The 18,169-nt window shown below is 65.4% G+C and carries 15 protein-coding genes and 1 tRNA gene; 6 read left to right on the forward strand and 10 right to left on the reverse strand.

The features are described 5' to 3' along the window. Positions 1-73: 73 nt before the first annotated feature. Positions 74-1,360 (forward strand): HlyC/CorC family transporter, encoded by a 1,287-nt coding sequence (locus ACUY1T_RS07720; RefSeq protein ID WP_446021543.1) that lies wholly within the window; start codon positions 74-76, stop codon positions 1,358-1,360. On the opposite strand, the gene ACUY1T_RS07725 is transcribed toward ACUY1T_RS07720, so the two are convergent. Continuing rightward, on the reverse strand, positions 1,361-2,086 hold the full coding sequence (locus ACUY1T_RS07725) for a 1-acyl-sn-glycerol-3-phosphate acyltransferase (protein ID WP_446021545.1): 726 nt from the start codon (positions 2,084-2,086) through the stop codon (positions 1,361-1,363). Continuing rightward, positions 2,083-2,700 carry a TetR/AcrR family transcriptional regulator gene (locus ACUY1T_RS07730; RefSeq protein ID WP_446021547.1) on the reverse strand — a complete coding sequence of 206 codons (618 nt, stop codon included), beginning with the start codon at positions 2,698-2,700 and terminating at the stop codon, positions 2,083-2,085. Before ACUY1T_RS07730 ends, ACUY1T_RS07725 begins: the two co-directional genes overlap by 4 nt. 160 nt (positions 2,701-2,860) lie before the next feature. Here ACUY1T_RS07730 and ACUY1T_RS07735 point away from each other — a divergent pair, with 160 nt between their 5' ends. Together ACUY1T_RS07735 and ACUY1T_RS07740 are read left to right on the forward strand one after the other, a co-directional pair. Continuing rightward, positions 2,861-3,544 (forward strand): SOS response-associated peptidase, encoded by a 684-nt coding sequence (locus ACUY1T_RS07735; protein WP_446021548.1) that lies wholly within the window; start codon positions 2,861-2,863, stop codon positions 3,542-3,544. Beyond that, a complete protein-coding gene (locus ACUY1T_RS07740) occupies positions 3,544-6,426 on the forward strand; it encodes an insulinase family protein (protein WP_446021550.1) in 2,883 nt (960 codons plus the stop codon). The genes ACUY1T_RS07735 and ACUY1T_RS07740 overlap by 1 nt, the downstream gene beginning before the upstream one ends. A gap of 68 nt (positions 6,427-6,494) precedes the next feature. Here the strand turns inward: ACUY1T_RS07740 and sbcB are convergent, their stop codons facing one another. From sbcB to minC, 4 genes are all read right to left on the reverse strand, one after another. Continuing rightward, positions 6,495-7,985 (reverse strand): exodeoxyribonuclease I, encoded by a 1,491-nt coding sequence (gene sbcB / locus ACUY1T_RS07745; RefSeq protein ID WP_446021551.1) that lies wholly within the window; start codon positions 7,983-7,985, stop codon positions 6,495-6,497. 121 nt (positions 7,986-8,106) lie between these two features. Then, complete coding sequence (gene minE, locus ACUY1T_RS07750; RefSeq protein WP_010630224.1) at positions 8,107-8,358, reverse strand: cell division topological specificity factor MinE; 252 nt, start codon at positions 8,356-8,358, stop codon at positions 8,107-8,109. Then, positions 8,355-9,173 (reverse strand): septum site-determining protein MinD, encoded by an 819-nt coding sequence (gene minD, locus ACUY1T_RS07755; protein WP_446021554.1) that lies wholly within the window; start codon positions 9,171-9,173, stop codon positions 8,355-8,357. The genes minE and minD overlap by 4 nt, the downstream gene beginning before the upstream one ends. 50 nt (positions 9,174-9,223) lie before the next feature. Next, entirely contained in the window at positions 9,224-9,961 is a 738-nt protein-coding gene (gene minC, locus ACUY1T_RS07760; protein WP_446021556.1) for a septum site-determining protein MinC, read from the reverse strand. 254 nt (positions 9,962-10,215) lie between these two features. Here minC and ACUY1T_RS07765 point away from each other — a divergent pair, with 254 nt between their 5' ends. Continuing rightward, on the forward strand, positions 10,216-12,999 hold the full coding sequence (locus tag ACUY1T_RS07765; protein ID WP_446021558.1) for a DUF349 domain-containing protein: 2,784 nt from the start codon (positions 10,216-10,218) through the stop codon (positions 12,997-12,999). Between the two features lie 62 nt (positions 13,000-13,061). On the opposite strand, the gene phbB is transcribed toward ACUY1T_RS07765, so the two are convergent. Next, on the reverse strand, positions 13,062-13,808 hold the full coding sequence (gene phbB, locus ACUY1T_RS07770; protein ID WP_446021560.1) for an acetoacetyl-CoA reductase: 747 nt from the start codon (positions 13,806-13,808) through the stop codon (positions 13,062-13,064). 200 nt (positions 13,809-14,008) lie between these two features. Between phbB and ACUY1T_RS07775 the strand changes: the two genes are divergently transcribed. Continuing rightward, positions 14,009-14,085 (forward strand) — tRNA-Met (locus ACUY1T_RS07775). A gap of 389 nt (positions 14,086-14,474) precedes the next feature. Here ACUY1T_RS07775 and ACUY1T_RS07780 read toward each other — a convergent pair. The 3 genes from ACUY1T_RS07780 to ACUY1T_RS07790 are packed head-to-tail and all read right to left on the reverse strand — an operon-like array spanning position 14,475 to position 17,003. Continuing rightward, a complete protein-coding gene (locus ACUY1T_RS07780) occupies positions 14,475-15,332 on the reverse strand; it encodes a PP2C family serine/threonine-protein phosphatase (protein WP_446021561.1) in 858 nt (285 codons plus the stop codon). After that, the gene (locus tag ACUY1T_RS07785) at positions 15,322-16,305 is read right to left on the reverse strand and encodes a kinase (RefSeq protein ID WP_446021563.1); all 984 of its coding nucleotides are present in this window, start codon (positions 16,303-16,305) and stop codon (positions 15,322-15,324) included. Before ACUY1T_RS07785 ends, ACUY1T_RS07780 begins: the two co-directional genes overlap by 11 nt. A 29-nt stretch (positions 16,306-16,334) precedes the next feature. Beyond that, a complete protein-coding gene (locus tag ACUY1T_RS07790) occupies positions 16,335-17,003 on the reverse strand; it encodes a vWA domain-containing protein (RefSeq protein ID WP_446021565.1) in 669 nt (222 codons plus the stop codon). Positions 17,004-17,201: 198 nt separating this feature from the next. Here ACUY1T_RS07790 and ACUY1T_RS07795 point away from each other — a divergent pair, with 198 nt between their 5' ends. Then, positions 17,202-18,134, forward strand: coding sequence for a tetratricopeptide repeat protein (locus ACUY1T_RS07795; RefSeq protein WP_446021566.1), 933 nt, complete (start codon positions 17,202-17,204; stop codon positions 18,132-18,134). Positions 18,135-18,169: the final 35 nt, after the last annotated feature.

Consider the following 18,169-nt stretch of genomic DNA (forward strand, 5'->3'; position numbering starts at 1 on the left):
CATAGGTCGCCTTGACACTGCCGGACCGAATCCCTACAAACGGGGCTGACAAGCCAGCGAGGATCCTACGACTTTGAGCGACGACTTCCCTTTGGGATTGCTGTTCGGCCTGCTTTTCCTACTCGTCTGCCTTTCCGCTTTCTTCTCGAGTTCCGAGACCGGCATGATGTCGATCAACCGCTACCGGCTGAATCACGAGGCCAACAGCGGAGACAGCCGTGCTCGTCGGGTCCTGCGGCTATTGGCGCGCCCGGATCGGCTCATTGGCGTGATTCTGATCGGCAACAACCTGGTCAACAACCTGGCGGCCGCCATCGCTACCGTGCTCGCCATTCATTTCTTCGGCGAGGTCACTGGCCCCGCAGTCGCGCCGCTGATCCTGACCATCGTGATCCTCATCTTTGCCGAGGTCAGCCCAAAGACCTATGCGGCGATCAAGCCCGAGCGCGTCGCCTACCCCTCCTCGCTGATACTGGAGCCGCTGCTGAAGCTGCTCTATCCGCTGGTTTGGCTGGTCAACGCCATCTCCAATGGCCTACTGAGGCTGATAGGCATCAAGAGTCTCGAGGGCGGTGCGGACAGCCTGACCCGCGACGAACTGCGCACCGTGGTGCACGAAGCGGGCACGCTGATTCCCCACCGTCACCAGGCGATGCTGCTGTCGATCCTCGACCTGGAGAACGTCACGGTCAACGACATCATGGTGCCACGTCACGAAGTGGTGGGGATCGATCTCGACGACGAACTGGAAGCCATCCTGGCCCAGATCCGCACCAGCCAGCATACCCGCCTGCCGGTGTTCAAGGGCGACATCAACAACATCATCGGCATGCTGCATCTGCGCAACGCGGCACGCTTCCTGTCGCGGGACGAGGTGACCAAGGCCTCGATCGTGCAGGAGGCACGCGAGCCCTACTTCATCCCCGAATCGACGCCGCTGCACACCCAGCTACTCAATTTCCAGAAGCAGAAGCGCCGCATCGGCATCGTGGTCGACGAGTACGGCGATGTGGAGGGCCTGGTCACGCTGGAGGACATCCTGGAGGAGATCGTCGGCGAATTCACCACCGACGTGGCCGGCCAGGACCAGGAGATTCATCGTCAGGACGACGGCAGCCACGTGATCGACGGCACCGCCAACATCCGCGACATCAACCGCGCGCTGGGCTGGAAGCTACCCACCGACGGCCCCAAGACCTTGAACGGGCTGATTCTCGAGCACCTGGAAGCCTTCCCTGACGGGCCTGCCTGCCTGCAGATCGGCAGCATTCGCATGGAAATTCTCGAAGTTCGCGATAACCTGATCACCGCGGCGCGCTGCTGGCAGGCAGTGCGTAGCAGCCGCCAGCGCCAGCAGTGATCAGTGCCGCCGGGGCGAGGAGGTCGCCTTGAGCGGGCAGACCCAGCCATCGGCCTCGGCCTTGAGCGCCCGTACCCGCGCCTCCAACAGGTCGCGACGCGCCAGCCTGGGTGGAATCGGCTTGCCGAAATAGAGCGCCACCCGCGCGCGAAAGCGCCGCGGCCGCTTGGACAGCGCCGGGCCATCGCGATGCGAGGTCCACGAACCCCACAGGCCAGCCAGGCCGGCCGGGATCACCGCCACTGGGTCACGCGCCAGGATCGTTTCGAGCCCGCGGCGGAACGTATGCACCTCGCCGTCAGGCGTCAGCCGCCCCTCGGGGAAGAGCATTACCACCTCGCCGCTGCGCAGCGCCCGGCTGACTTCCTCCAGGGCGCGACGCACGCTGCCAGGATCGCGCCGGTCGGACTCTACCGGAATCGCCCCCACCAGGCGAAACAGCCAGTTGAGCCAGGGCGACTCGTAGATCGGCCGATCCATCAGGAAGCGCAGCGGCCGCGGGCTCGCCCCACCCATGACCAGCGCATCCATGAAGCTGACATGGTTGCACACCACCACAGCCGGGCCTTTGGCGGGTATGTGATCGAGCCCGCGCAGACGCAGTCGATAACAGCTGTGGACCAGCAGGTAGATGAGGAAGCGGATGAGCGGTCGTGGCGCACGCGCCACGCGCCACCCCCCCAGCAGCAACAGGGAGCCAAGCGCCCCGTATAGCACGAAATTCACGCGATATTGGACCTGTTTCTCAGGCCGGCGAGGATGGTGGAAAGCAGCTGGTCGAGCAGCTCCGGCACTTCGAGCTGCTGGCCCTGCCAGTAGCCCAGGCGTTCATTCAGCCCCAGTTGCACCAGGCCATGCACGCTACCCCACAGGGTTCGCCCGAGGCGCCTGGCCTCCAGGTCGCCGAGCGCCGGCTGATACTCCTTGAGGCTCGTCTCGACGCGCAGGAACAGCGCCTCGATCATGTCAGACTGGCGCTGGTCGAGCTCGCCCTCCTGCGCCAGAGGGTAGTCGAACAGCAGTTGCCAGCGGAACGGCTCGCGCTGGGCGAACTGCCAGTAGGCCAAGGCCAGGGAGCTGAGCTGGCGCTCGGGCAGGGCTCCCTCGGTCAGTGGTTCGATGACCATGCGCAACCGCGCCAGGGTCTCGATGTTCACATGCTGAAGCAGATTGCCGAAGCTGCCGTAGAGCTTGAGCAGCGTGCTAGGCGCACAGCCCACCTCGCGCGCCAGCGAGCGCAGCGAGAGCGCATGGACGGGGTTGCCCTGAAGCCAGTCATCGCATGCGGCCATGACCTGGGCATGGAGCGCTTCGGGCGCATGCTGTCGGGGACGAGCCATCGGGTTCCTCGCAGGAGGTTGCACATCTCGGGGCGGCGGTACTTCGCCCGGTAACTTAGGATAGCGCACATCGAACACTGTTTTCGACCACTGTACGCCAACCCTTCCCTGTTTTCTTCGAGTTGGCTAACCTGACGCCATTCCGCCACCCGGAGACTCCATGGCCGGCCGCCTCTACATTCCGCCACTCGACATGGCTCGACTGCTGCCCGAACTGTGCCTGGAGTCTCCCTTGCTCACCGCCACCAACCTGGCGCCAAGGCGCTCGGTCTCGCACATTCGGCTGGAGGGCGGCCGCGTCAGCCTGTGCCCGGTCTTCTGGGGGCTGACACCCTCATGGCTGACCGTGCTCGATCACGCTCCCCACTGTGCTCGGGCCGAATCGCTCGACGCACGCCCCATGTTCCGCGATGCCTTCACCGCCCGCCGTAGCCTGGTGCCGGTGGGGGGCGTCTACGTATGGAAGACGCAGCCGCGCTTCAAGCAGCCATTCCTGGTGACCCGTGTCGATCGTGGCCCGATGCTGCTAGCCGCCATCTGGTGCCGCTACCATACCGACCTGACCGAACATGCCGACTCGATGGCACTGGTGACGGTGCCGTCCAACGACTTCCTGGCGCCACTCAGCGACAGGCTGCCGGCGCTGATCGATGCCGCCGACGCCATGCGCTGGCTCGACCCCCGGACGGCGCCGGAAGCCGCCCACACGCTACTGCAGCCAGCACGCCGGGAACTGTTGGGCGCCTTTCCGGTATCAAGAAGGGTGAACGACCCTGCCAACCAGGATCCCGCCTGCGCCCACCCGACAGGTCCCATGCTGCGCTGGAACGAACAGGAGAAATGATGCTCAAGCCCCGCCTGCCCCTGCATTGCCAAGGCCGCCACTCGCCGCCCTGGCTTGCAAGCCTGCTGCTGGCCGGCTTCCTGCTGCCCAGTCTCGCCCAGGCACAGCAGCCAGACGACGCCAATGCCGCTCTCGAGGAGGCGGTCGAAGAGGTCGTGCTTCCCCACGTCAGCCCTCACGACAGCCGTGACTACCGCGTTCTGCTGCTCGACAACGGCCTCACCGCCCTGCTCGTCAGCGACCCGGAGGCCGATCGCGCAGCCGCCTCGATGAACGTCGGCGTGGGCAGCGCTCAGGATCCCGACGACCTGGCCGGGCTTGCGCATTTCCTCGAGCACATGCTGTTCCTCGGCACCGAGCCGTACCCCGAGGCCGAGGCCTATCAGGGCTACTTGCGTCGCCATGGCGGCAGCCACAATGCCTTCACCGCCCCGCAGGATACCAACTACTTCTTTGACATCGAGCCCGAGGCGCTGCCCGGCGCCCTGGACCGCTTCAGCCAATTCTTCCTCACGCCGCTGTTCAACCCCAGCCAACTGGAGAGCGAGCGCAACATCGTGCACTCCGAGTACATGGCACGCATCCGCGACGACGGTCGGCGTGAGAATGATGTGCTCAACCAGGTGCTCAACCGCGACAACCCCACTACTGGCTTCTCGGTGGGCAGCCGCGAAACGCTGGCGGACCGCCCCGAGGGCGAACCCAGCCTGCGTGAGCGGGTGATCGGTTTCTATGAGCGTCATTACGATGCCAACGTGATGCACTTGGCGCTGGTCGCTCCGCAGCCGCTGGACGAACTGGAAGCGATGGTGGCCGAGCGCTTCGCCGGCATTGCCGACCGCGGCCTGGAGCGCCCGGTCATCGAGGAGCCGCTGGTATACGAGGAGAACCTGCCGCGTCAGGTAGAACTGCAGTCGGTACGCGACAGCCGCCACGTGAGCTTCATGTTCCCGGTGCCCGACCCCATCCAGCACTATCGCCACAAGCCTGGCGATATTCTTGCCCACCTGCTGGGACACGAGGGCGAGGGCAGCCTGTTCGCCGTACTGCGCGAAGCAGGGCTGGCCGATGGATTGTCCGCCGGCGTCGGGCGCGGCGACGAACGCCATGCGCTGTTCACCGTCAGCGTCAGCCTGACGCCGGCCGGCGCCGAGCGCATCGACGAGATCGAAGCCACGCTGTTCGCCGCCATCGAGCAGATCCGCGAACAGGGTCTGGAGGAGTGGCGCTACGACGAGCAGGCCAAGCTCGCCGAACAGCAGTTCCGCTTCCAGCAGCATGGCTCGACCTTGCAGAGTGCCATGCGCCTGGCCATGAACCTGGCCCGCTTCCCCATGGAAGACGTGCAGTATGCCGCCTATCGCATGGATGGCTTCGAGCCCGAGCTGGTCGCGGAATATCTCGATGCCCTGCGCCCGGAGACGCTGCTACGGGTCTACAGCGGCCCCGAAGTGGAAGGCGAGCGCACCTCGCCCTGGTTCAATACGCCCTGGCGCGAAGTCGAGCCCACCGCCGCCACTGCCCAGCCGCTGGCGGGCCTTGCCCTGCCCGCGCCCAACCCCTTCATCGCCGAAGACGTGACACTGCTCGACGAGCAGGACGAACGCCCATCGCAGCTGCTTGAGGAGGAGGGCTTCAGCCTCTGGCACATGAGTGACGCCAGCTTCAACACGCCCAAGGTGGAGTGGCGCTTCAGCTTGCAGAACCCCGCCGCCAGCAGCGACCCGCGTCATGCCGTACTGGCCAACCTGTTGGCCGGCTGGCTGGATGACAGCCTCAACGAGGAGTTCTACACGGCGCGCCTGGCCGGGCATGATGCCGAGGCCTATGCCCACGCCCGAGGCATCACGCTGGCCTTCTCGGGCTGGCGCGACCGCCAGGACCGGGTCATTCGCCGCACCCTGGAGCAGCTTCGCGAGGGCGATATCGACGAGGCGAGCTTCGAGCGCGTGCGCTATAGCCTGCAGCGCGAATGGCGCAACGCTCCCCAGGCCGCGCTGTTCCGCCAGGGCCACCGCACCCTGGCCGAGGCCTTGATGAGGCCTAGCTGGCCAACCCAGGACCTACTGGAAGCCAGCCGCGACCTGACGGTGGACGACCTGCGTGAATTCCGCGATCAGTTCCTCGGCGAGCTGCGCCTGCAGGCACTGGCCATCGGTAACCTCGATGCCGAGCTGGCCCTGCGCGAAGGCAGGCTGGTGGCCGAGATGCTCGCCCCCACGCTGCCGCAGGCGGCGATCCCCGACCTGACACCGCTACGTATCGATGCCGAGCTACCCACCCTGCACCCGCTGACCAGCCGTGAGGAGTCGCTGGTGCTGCGCTATCTGCAGGGCAGCGACCGCTCGCTCGACGCCCAGGCGCGCCTCGCGGTGCTGGGACAGGTGATCGACACACCCTTCTACCAGCGCCTGCGCACCGAAGAGCAGTTGGGCTATGTGGTCAGCGCCGGCTACTCCCCCCTGCTCGACGCGCCAGGGCTGAGCCTGCTGGTACAATCACCCGATGCCACGAGCGCCGAGATCCAGACCCATATCGACGCCTTCCTCGAGGCGTTCGGCCAACGCCTGGCAGAGATGGACGACGCCGACCTGGCCCCCTATCGCCAGGCCGTGCACGACAGCCTGCTGCAGCGCGATACCAGCCTGTCGGGGCTGACCAACCGGCTGTGGCGCGCCTTGTCGTTCGGCGATACCGGGTTCGACCGACGCGAGCGCCTGGCCCAGCGCGTGCTCGCCGTCACGGCCGACGACCTGCACGACATCTGGCCCGAGCTGCTCGAGTCGGCGATCGCCACCGTTGCCTACGACCCGGGTGACGAACCCAGCGACGTGGCCGCCCTGACCCGGCACCTGCAACCGCTGCCCGAAGCCAACGACTGAACCCACCAGGGTGCCCATAGCAAAGCGCCCGGCCATAGGCCGGGCGCTGTCGTATATTTGGCTGACGTTTAACCAAAAGCCTGTGCCGGCATCATCGCCTCCACATGCATGACGAGCTCTTCGAGAATCAGCCGGTCGCGGTCACTGAGGGCGACCTGGTTGAGGCGCTCGATCTCGCGGGCGAAATCCTTCAGCGTGAACCCAGCCACGGCGCCGTCGTTCATGCGCTCCCAGCGATAGGCCTCCCAGCGCGCCTGCTCCTCGCCGCTGAGGGTATCGGGATAATTGCGCGCCCGGTAGCGGAACAACATCTCCTCCAGACGGGGGTCCTGGAAGGCAAACCTGGCATCCACCAGGTCCCAGGGCATCGTTGCTCGTACCCGCTCCATTTGCTGGCGATCGGCAGGCGAAAAGAAGCCGCCGCTGTAGAGCATCAGGTCCGGGTCGTAAGGGCCATCGGGGGGCGGTTGGGCGAAGACCTCTCCTACCTTGTGCGCCACCTCGGGGCTCGCCGCGAGCCGTTTCCAGTTGGCGCGGCAAGCGGCCAGGTCGAGTCCCAGGCGCTCGACGATCTCGCCATACTCGCCCTGACGCGGCCCCTCCACGTCCTTCAGCGCCGCGGCGGGCAGGATCACCGGGCTGCGGTTGATGTGAATGACCTTGAGCGGAATCCGATCCTCGCCCTCGGCCAGGTCGTCGCTGCTGACGAAGACGCGCTGGCGAATCTCCTCCGCGCTCAGCTCGAGCAGGGCCTGTGGGTCCACCGAAAGATCGTAGACAATCACCCCGTTGGGGTTGGTGGGGTGCTCGGCCAGGGGCATTACCAGCGCACTGCAGCCGCGGCTGGCCGGGTAGCGCCGCGACACGTGCAGCACCGGCTTGCGGCCAGGGATATCGAGGCGCTTGGCTACTTCACGCTTGCTGCGCAGCGCCAGCAGGTGGTCGAAAAGCCGGGGGTTACGCTGCCGCAACAACCGCGCCAGGGCAATGGTGGCTCGCACGTCGGCCACGGCATCGTGGGCTCCCTCGTGGGCGATGCCATTGGCGGCGGTCAGGTGCTCGAGCCGAAAGCTGGGCGAGCCGTCTTCACGACGCGGCCACTCGATGCCTGCCGGGCGCAGGGCGTGGAAGGCCCTTACTGCATCGATCAGGTCCCAGCGCGAATTGCCGTTCTGCCACTCGCGGGAGTAGGGATCGAGCAGGTTGCGGTAGAACAGGCAACGGCTCACTTCGTCGTCGAAGCGCAGGCTGTTGTAGCCCAGCGCACAGGTGCCGGGCTCGCTCATCAGCGCGTGGATACGCCCGGCGAACTCGGTCTCGGGCAGCCCCCGCCGACGCGCCTGCTGCGGCGTGATACCGGTGATCAGGCATGCCTGGGGGTGCGGCAGGTAATCATCCGCCGGCTTGCAAAAAAGCTCGATCGGTTCACCGATCTCATTGAAGTCGGTGTCGGTACGTATCGCGGCGAACTGCGAAGGCCGGTCGCGGCGAGGATCGGCGCCGAAGGTTTCGTAGTCGTGCCACAGGAAGGTCATCGGGGCGGCATTGGGCTTCGCCATGGGCGCGGTGTCTCCTGACTGCGTCCTGAGTGGCACAGCCTATCATAGCCCCGCGAACGACTCAGCCGAGGAAACACTGCATGCATGTCGGCGTGAACGAATCGCTACGTTCGGTATGTCCCTAACTGCGCGGCAGGGTGACGTTGAGCTCCAGTACCGAACAGTTGTCTTCGCTGTCCAGGCTGATGTTGATGGCGTCGTCGTCCACCTGCACATAGCGTCGGATCACCTCCAGCAGCTCCTTCTCCAGCATCGGCATGTAGTCGGGCTGGCCGCGCTGGCTACGCTGGTGCGCCACGATGATCTGCAGCCGCTCCTTGGCCACCGAGGCGGTTTTCTTGCGTTCGCGCTTCAGGAATTCCAGTAACTTCACCGACGACCTCCTCCGAACATGCGGCTTAGCAGGCTCTTTTTCTGGAGCTCATGGAAACGCAGCGGGATGTCTTCCCCCAGCAGGCGCGATACGGTATCCATGTAAGCCTGTCCCGCATCGCTATCGTCGTCATGAGTCACGGGCACCCCCTGGTTGGAGGCGCGCAGTACCGCTTCCGACTCGGGAATCAGGCCGATCAGGTCGATGGCCAGGATCTCGCGGATATCCTCGAGGTTGAGCATGTCGCCATGGTCGACCCGCGAGGGATTGTAGCGAGTGATCAGCAGGTGCTCCTTGACCGGGTCCTCACCGCGCTCGGCGCGCCGCGTCTTGGAGGCAAGCAGACCTAAGATGCGATCGGAATCGCGTACCGACGAGACTTCGGGATTGGTGACCACGATCGCCTCGTCAGCGTAGTACATGGCCAGCTGTGCACCGCGTTCGATGCCGGCGGGCGAATCGCACAGGATATAGTCGAAATCCTTGCCCAGGGTCTCGAGGATCTTCTCGACGCCCTCGGACGAGAGGGCATCCTTGTCGCGGGTCTGGGAAGCCGGCAGGATATGCAGGTTGTCGACCCGCTTGTCGCGGATCAACGCCTGGTTGAGCCCGGCTTCGCCCTGGATCACGTTGACCAGGTCGTACACCACACGGCGCTCGCAGCCCATGATCAGGTCCAGGTTGCGCAGCCCCACGTCGAAGTCGATGACGACGGTCTTGTTGCCTCGCAGCGCCAGCCCGGTGGCGATGGCCGCTGCACTGGTAGTCTTGCCGACCCCACCCTTGCCTGAGGTCACTACGATGATCTTGGCCAAGTTGCACGTTCCTTTGAATAGACGAAGTAAGACGAAGAGAGCTAGGTGGCTTAGGCCAGCGAGGTAATCCCCAACTGGGCATCGCGCAGCGCGACCTGAACCGAGGAGCCCAGCAGGTGCGGGTCGATATCCTCGAGACGCTTGTAGTTACCCGCCACCGAAAGCAGCTCGGCACGCAGCTCGCGGCAGAAGATGCCGGCTTCGGTATCGCCATGGATGCCGGCCAGCGCACGGCCGCGCAAGGCGCCATAGACGTGGATGCTGCCAGCGGCCAGCACTTCCGCCCCGGCATTGACGGCGCCGATGACCACCAGGTCACCATCGGGTGCGCTCACCTGCTGCCCCGAACGTACCGTGCCGCGATAGATACGCCCGCCACTGGCCACCGAGGCCGCTGCCTCGGTAGCGCCTGGTACGGCCGTCTCGACGGGCGGCACCTCCTCGAGTGAGCGCGCACGCGACCCGTCGGTGGGCGGAAACCAGCCCAGGCCCAGCGCCCACGCCGATTGCTTGACGGGGTCGGCACCACCACGTACCGCCACCGGTAGCAGCTTGTGGGTGCGGCATACGGCACAGATCCGCTCCAGGGCCAGATGGGGCTCGTCGAGCTTCTCCACGCTGAGGACCACAGGGGTATGCTGGAAGAAAGCGGGGGATTGGCTAAGCTTGCCCGAAAGCTGCTCGCGGATCTGCTCTGGATCAGCGCTCGCCAATTCCATTACCGTCATGGGCAGCATGCCCCCCTTGAAGGTGAATGCCATGTCTGCCCTGTCCACTTTGAGGCTCATTGCCGGACTCCACTCGGGTGTTGTCGGGTCGTGGGACTAAAGCTAAGCGACTCCCATCCCCCCTGCAACTGATGATACGGCCAGCCAAGGCTCGGCGGCCATTGGCGCCTTTGGCCCACACGCTCCTGTTCCGGCAGGCTTTTCCATAACCGCGGCGCGTGCTTAGATAACATACCTTAGACGAAAGACGCCGACACGACAGCAACAATACGGCTTGCGCAGCATCGGCTGCGCCTCTTACTGCAGGATGCCTCATGCCCGGATTCCTTCGCCGCCTTCTCGCCCCACGCTGGCAGCACCCCGATGCCAAGGTTCGATATCAAGCCATCGGCCGGCTCGACCCCGCTCGCCCGGAACAGCGCCAGGCCTTGGAAACTTTATGCCTCGATGCAGAGGCCTCCGTCCGCCAGGCAGCGCTGGAAAAAATCGACTCGATCGATATCCTGCTCGCCTTGTCGAACCAACAGCCAGAGCTACCCGAGCTGCACCGCCGGCTGGCCGCACTGCTTACCGGTCAGGCCGGCCACCTGGACCTGACCCAGCGCTTGCGCATCGTCGAGGGGCTCGACGACAGGGCGCTACTGTCGCGCGTGGCACTGGATGGCGACAACCAGCAATTGCGACTGGCCGCCGTGGCACGCCTGTCGGCGGAAGAGGATCTTATCGAGCAGGCTTGCCACAACGGCATCGCTGCCGTGCGCCACGCCGCCGCGGCGCGCGTGATCAGCGAAGCCGGCCTGCAGCGCCTGGTCCAGCAGGCGCGTCGCGACCGCCAGGTGATGCGCCAGGCGCGCGAGCGCCTGAATCGGCTGCGCACCGATGCCGCCACCCTGGCGGCAGCGCGAGAACAACGCGAAGCCCTGCTGGTGAAGCTCGAAGCGCATGCGCGGGCTCCCTGGGAGCCGCTCTACGCCGGTCGCTACCGGCACCTGACACGCGAGTGGGAAGCGCTCGACGACCTGCCCGATGCGCAGCAGGAGCGCCGTTTCCAGGAGGCCAGCCTGAGCTGTCGCAAGATCATTTCGGACCACGAAGCCCATGAGCATGCCATCGCCGAGACGGATCGCCGCCGGGAGCAGGCCGCCGAGGCACGAGAGTCGCTGCTCGAGGCGCTGGAGGAGAGCCTGGCTAGCCTGCCCCGCGGCGACCGCCTGACCGGGCAGGACATCGCCAGCCTGCGCTCACAGAAAGTGTTGCTGGCCAACCGCTGGCAGACACTCTCCGACCTGCACGTGACCGACGAGGCACTGCGCCAGCGCTACGATGCCGTACTGGCGGACTATGATCATGTCCTGCGCACTTGGGAACGCTACGAGGAGCGCGTCGCTGAGATCGAGCAGGCCCTGAAGGAACCGGACGTCGAGCAACTGGCAAGCGCGGTCAAAGCCTGCCGGTGGCCCAAGGAGCTTCCACCGACGCCTCTACTGGCCCGCGCTCAGCAATTCCTGGCCGGTCGCGAAGAGTCGGAGGAAGAAGCCTTCGAGGTACGCCTCGAGCGCTTCTCCCAGGACCTCTCCCAGTTGGAAAAGCTGCTCGACCGCGGCGCCTTCAAGGGAGCCAGCCGCCTCCACCAGAGTCTCAGGCATCGTGCCGACGCGTTACCTGCAGCGAGCCTGCGCCCCTACCAGGCCACGCTCAAGCGGCTTGGCGCCCGACTGGCAGAGCTGCGCGACTGGCGGGGCTACGTCGCCGGTCCCAAGCGCGAACAGCTGTGTCAGGCCATCGACCAGCTTGCTGACGATACCGGCATCACCGAGGCCGAGCTCGACCGGCGCCACCGTCAACTGGTGCGCGACTGGAAAGGGCTCGGCGATGCCGCCGCCAGCCGCGAACTCTCCGAGCATTTTCGCAGTGCCTCCGACCGCATCCATGAGCGCCTGACCCCCTGGCGCGAACGTCAAGCCAGCGAGCGCACGCACAACCTCGAGGCGCGCATCGCCCTGTGCGAGCAGCTCGAAGCCCTGCTGGACACGCCCGCCGCCGACGCCGACCCGGATGCTCTGCGGCGCATCCGCGACCAGGCGCGTGAAGAGTGGCGCCGTCACTCCCCGGTACCACGCGAGCAGGCCCAGGCCGTCGGGCGACGTTTCGGCCGCATACGCTTCGCCCTGCAGGGCCTGATCGACCAGCGTGCCAAGGAGGTGGCTGATGCCAAGCGTCGGCTCATCGACGAAGCCCAGGCGATGATCGAGAGCCCGCTGCCCCCCGATGTGCGGGCGGAACGCGCCAAGACCTTGCAGCAGCGCTGGCGCGAACTCGGCCGTGCCCCTCGCGGGGAGGAACAGACGCTGTGGCGCGAGTTCCGCGCGGCCTGCGACCAGATCTTCGCCATACGCGAGGCCCAGCGTGACGACCGCGTGCAGCGGGCGCGCCAACGCCTCGATGAAATGCAGGCCCTCATCGATCGGCTCGACGCCTGGCAGCCAACCCGCCATGCCGACAGCGTCGTGCTGGAGCAGGCCATTGACGCGGCTGCGGCCCTGGAGCCGCTACCCTCGGGACGGCGTACGGAAGGCATGCGGCGCCGCTGGAGCGGCATCGTACGCACCCGCCGCGAGCGCCTGGCACGCCTGGCCGTAGTGGAAGAGATCCAGCGCTGGCAAGCCTGCCGCCCCCTGCTCGACGCTCATTTGGCGGCGGATGCTGCTTGCCTCGGAGGGGACGCCAGCGAGGACGTTCTCCTCGACCCGACACTCGACCTGCCCGAGGACATGCGTAGCGCCCATGAACAGCGCAATGCCTCGCGGCGAAACCCGCTGCCGTTTCAGGAGGTCAGCGAGCAGTTGGCACGCCTGCGCGTTCACCTTTCGCTGCTCACCATGGGGCGCGTCAGTCAGCACGACGAACCCCTGCGGCTGGCTATTCAGGTCGAACGGCTCAACGAGAGCCTTGGCCGTGAACTGAGCCGCGACGAGGAGGTCCGCATCGTCCTGCGCAACCTGCTGGCGACGGGGCCGGTCTCTCCCGAGCAGTGGGAACGGGAAGTGGGCGAACTCGACTCGCTGCTCACGCGCCTGACACGTCTGCCGCCACCCTGAAGCTCCCTGTAGAACGAAAAAGGGAGGCCTGGGCCTCCCTCATAAAGGACTCAACGCAGCCTTCAGCCCATGAACTGGCCACCATTGATGTCGATGTTGGCCCCGGTGATGAAACCGGATTCCTTGTCGGCGAGGAAGACCACCAGCCGTGCAATCTCCTCCGGCGTGCCATAGCGCTTCACCGGTATGGTTTCACGAATGGCCTCGCGCACGTTCTCGGGAATCTTCATGATCATGTCGGTGGCGATGTAACCTGGCGACACGGTATTGACGGTGATGCCCTTGGTGGCGGTCTCCTGGGCCAGCGCCATGGTCAGCCCATGCATGCCGGCCTTGGCCGCCGAGTAGTTGACCTGGCCGAACTGCCCCTTGCGGCCGTTGATCGAGGAGATGTTGATGATGCGCCCGTGCTTGTGCTCGAGCATGCTCTCGATGACACTGCGGCAGGTGTTGAACACGGTGTTGAGGTTGGTGTCGATGACTTCGTGCCACTGTTCGGGCGTCATCTTCTTCATCGTGCCGTCGCGGGTGATCCCGGCACAGTTGACCAGTACGCTGATCGACCCATGGGCCGCTTCGACCTCCTTGACCCCTTCTTCACACGCCTGATAGTCAGTCAGGTCGACACCCGACAGGGAGATATTGTCGAATCCGTCGGCTTTCTGTGTCTCGAGCCAGGTCTTGGCTTTTTCCGGATTGTGGTAGCCCGCTACTACGTGGTAGCCCGCCGATGCCAGTGCACGGCAAATCGCCGAACCGATACCACCGGTTCCGCCGGTGACCCACGCTACGGGTGCTGATTGAGTCATATTCCACCTCCCTGATCATGACGCTTGTAATCGCATTGCCAGACCTACCGGGGCAGGCCAGCTCTTACAGAATGCTGGCAGAAGGGCTCGCCTTCAAGCCTCCTCCCCCCCTGATTATGGACACATGCGCCGCCCTTGCACGAGCAACGCCGCTCTCCTTGACACAACGCAGAAAAAGCGTAGAATACGCCTCACGTTGATGCGGGGTGGAGCAGTCTGGTAGCTCGTCGGGCTCATAACCCGAAGGTCGTCGGTTCAAATCCGGCCCCCGCTACCAAATATGAGAACCGAGGCCATGAAGCCTCGGTTTTTTGTTGCTCGCTTGTTTTTGTTACCCGCCAGGCACTGAACCGACGACCGTCGGTTCGCTCTTCATTTCAAGGTCAGCGGCCCCCGCTACCCAATATGAGAACCGAGGCCATGAAGCCTCGGTTTTTTGTTGCTCGCTTGTTTTTGTTACCCGCCAGGCACTGAACCGACGACCGTCGGTTCGCTCTTCGTTTCAAGGTCAGCGGCCCCCGCTACCCAATATGAGAACCGAGGCCATGAAGCCTCGGTTTTTTGTTGCTCGCACGGCATTGAACCGACGACCGTCGGTTCGCTCTTCGTTTCAAGGTCAGCGGCCCCCGCTACCCAATATGAGAACCGAGGCCATGAAGCCTCGACTCACAGCGACTCCAGGTCACGCGCTGCCAACGCTATGCTGCGGTCGTCACCGCCGGTGCCGCGGCAGAAGCTCTCGCTGTAGAAGCGGCGCACCAGGTCGCGCTGGCGCAGCCGCCCCTGGCGCAGGTCGTCGAGCCAGTGGCTGAGCTGCCCCGACACCTGCTCGCCATCGAGCGAGACCAGCTTCTCGGCGGCGCCGTCGCTCATCAGGGCGATGCCGGTCAGGGCCGCCACCGGCTCGCTTCCGTACTGCACCTGCTCGAAGGCCAGGCGCTCGTCGACGAAGACCGTCTGGTTGGCAAATTCCCCCTTGCCGCGCTCGCCCAAGGTGGAAAGATGCGGCAGCAGCTCGGGCTCCCCCCCCTCCTGCGCGTCGCTGGGCACTGCCCTCTCCAGTACGATCTCGCCGTCCCCCACCTTGAGCCATAGCAGCCGCTCGCGACCCACCAGCGCCAGCAGCAATGTACAGCGCAGGTCACGGACCGGCCGGCACTGCTCGGCCGCAAGATCCTCGAGCGTACCCTGGGCATGACGCACCAGCAGTGCGGCGAACTGGCGTACGGCCTCGGGGTCTGGCTCAGTGTCGGCATCGAGCAGCCAGGCCAGCTGCGCCTCCAGGGTATCGGCCAAACGCAGCATGGCGGTGACCAGGGTGCGCGCACCACGGTCCGAGGCTGGCGAGCTGCCGGCACCATCGGCTGCCACCAGCGCCGCACGCGGACCTGCCACGGCACCCACGGCGTCCTGACAGGGCAATGGCGGCGTGTTCTCCAGGTGCGCCAACCCGGCGGTGGCGACCCCCAGGGCCGACCATGCATGCACCGGCTCGCTGCAGGAGAGCTTCGATTCAGCGGGCATGCAGCACCTGCGAACGCTGAGGGCGACCGGGCTTGGCCAGGTGCACGGCACACTGGCCAGTCGCCATCGCTTCGCGATAGTCGCTCAACGCGGCATGCCACTGGGCCAGCGTGGCGCGCTGGATAGGGGCATCGGCCCCTACTGTGAAGGTGGTCACGAACATGTCGCGAATGGTGTCGGGCAGTTCGCGCCACAGTTCGTACCATACGCCCTGGGGCACGTCGCGCTGGCCGCGGCCATAGGCGAAATTGCCTCGCCTGAGGTTGCGCACCGGGTCGTCGCCACCGACGATATCGTAGGGATGGCGCCCCAGCATCAGGCACTTGAACAGCACGATGGCCAGCGAGAAGGCCTCGCTGCGCGGTGAACGCACGATATGCCGGAACGAGACGCCTTGGTGCTCCTTGGGGGTCATGTCGGGGCTGCCCACGGGGCAGGGATAGAAGGTGCCACCGACGCGCAGCTGGTAGCTGTCGCAGTCGATCAACGTCACCTGTTCGGACGCCGGGACACAGAAGACATTGTTGAGGTTGTAGTCGCCGATGCAGACTCCAGCCTCATGCAATTGTTGGACGATCTCGACGAAGCGGATCAGGTAGCCGACGATCCGGCGCCGGTCGAGGCCGGGAAAGTAGCGCTGATAGAGCAAGGAGTGGGCCAGGAAACTCATCTTCACGCCACGGGCACGATACATGGCGAATCCGATCCAGCGATGCTGTTCGTCGAACACACGAATCAGTGGCCAGCAGACGTCGCGGGTCATATGGGCATCACGCAGGCCGCGCATGGCCTCGACCTTGCGGTGTAGCTCCTCACCGCGCTTGTCGAGCACCTCGGGGTAGTACCACTTGACGATCACGTCGGGACGGTCGCGCAGGGCGAAGATCTCTCCCTCCCCCCCACGCTCGAGGCGCTTGCCGAGCCGCCGGACCTTGCCCTGTGAATCCGTTACTACCAGTGCGCGTGCAACCACTCGACCTCCTTCGACGCCAGGCATCCGTACTAGATGCTGTCCCAACTGTCCGTAGGCGGCAGCTTGACCTGATCGGTAGTCGACGACGACGCCGAGACGCGGCTCATGCTGGCCGAGAGCCAGAGGAAGAATTCGCGAAACTTCAAGCCATCAAGGCGCTTGGCCGGCCGGGTGGAAAAAGCGCTGAGCGCCTCGAGATCGGCCTCCTCGACACCCACCGGCATCACTACCAGCTTGCGCTGCTGGGCCAGGGTCCGCGCCCTTGTCGACGCCACCTGCCATTGGTCGGTCGGCACGCCATCGCTGATCACGACGAGCCAGGGCTGGTAGTAGGCCACTCCCGCCTTGCGGTAGGCCGCGGTGCGTTCCTCCAGACGGTCCAGCGCCAGCTCCATGGCGCCGCCCAGCGGCGTCAGGCCGGAGGCAGTGAACTGACGGCACTGCGAGATGTTCATGGCCGTGGTGAAGGGCAACTGCTCGGTGACCTTGCCGCCGGCGGTGATGACACCGAGTTCGACCGAGCAGGCGGCCATGTCGTCTTCCTGAATGGCCGAGATGAAGGCCTGGACGCCAGCGTTGAGTTCACGAATCGGCGGGCCGAACATCGACGCAGACGTATCCAGCACCAGCATGCAAGCACAGCGCGGTGAAGGGTTGTCGATCAGGTCACTATCGCCGTTCAGTCGGTACGTTGCCATCCCACGGATCCTCATGTCTGGATGCCCGGCCCCGATACGGCCGGACGAAGACGAGACTATCACAGCCCTGTAATGGATGCCGCGCCCACGGCAGCCTGCTGGCCAACGCGACGACGAAGGCGGCACCTGCCCCCTTGAATCCCGCGGCCTTTACCCGCATCTTTCGAACAAACTCACTCTTTGTGCAAGGCCGTTTCCATGTCCATCGTCGACCCTCGCAATGGTGCCCCGCTAACGGCGCCTCAAGAATCTCCTTCTTCATCGCAGGAAGCGGCGCCCAGCGATGAGCAACTGATCATCGATGTCGATCGCGACAATATCCAGCAGTTGCTGGAATTCTCCATGCAGGTACCGGTGCTGCTCGACTGCTGGGCGCCCTGGTGCCAGCCTTGCAAGGCACTGATGCCGATTCTCGAGAAGCTGACCCGGGAGTATCGTGGCAGTTTCATCCTGGCCAAGCTCAACATCGAGGAGAACCAGGAGATCGCCGCTCAGCTCGGCGTGCGCTCGGTGCCGGACGTCAAGTTGATCAGCCAGGGCGGGCTGGTGGATCACTTCCAGGGGGCCTTGCCCGAGAAGGAAATCCGCGAATGGTTGTCGCGCTATTTCCCCGCGCCGGAGGATACCCCGGCGAGCCCCGAGGAGCAGGCCGCCGAGGCCCTGGCTCAGGGTGACGCCGCCACGGCCCGCGCCCTTTACGAACAACTCGTGCAGGAGAACCCCGAGCACTACCCCTACCAGGTGGAGCTGGCCCGGGCGCTGGTCGCGGAAGACCGCAGCCAGGAGGCCCTGGCCCTGCTCGACAATCTGCCCCCCGAGGAGCGCGACGCCGCTTCGGCGCGTGGCGTGCGCGCCAGCATCGAGTTCCGCGAGGAGGCGCCAAGCGACGAGGAGCTGACCACCTTGGCCGGCCGTGACGACAGCGAGGCGAACTTCAAGCGCGCCTTGCGCCAGGTTGCCGATGGCGACTACGAGGCAGGGCTGGAGGGGCTTCTCGGCGTGATGCGCACCGATCGAAGCTACGGGGATGACGCGGCACGCCTGACCCTGCTGCGAGTCTTCGATGCCTTGGGCGCCGAACATCCCCTGACCGTCACCTATCGCCGCAAGCTGTTCACGCTGCTGTACTGATCCAGCACCGACCCAACCGCTGGCGGCCCCCGCTG

The sequence above is a fragment of the Billgrantia sp. Q4P2 genome, from assembly GCF_052806135.1.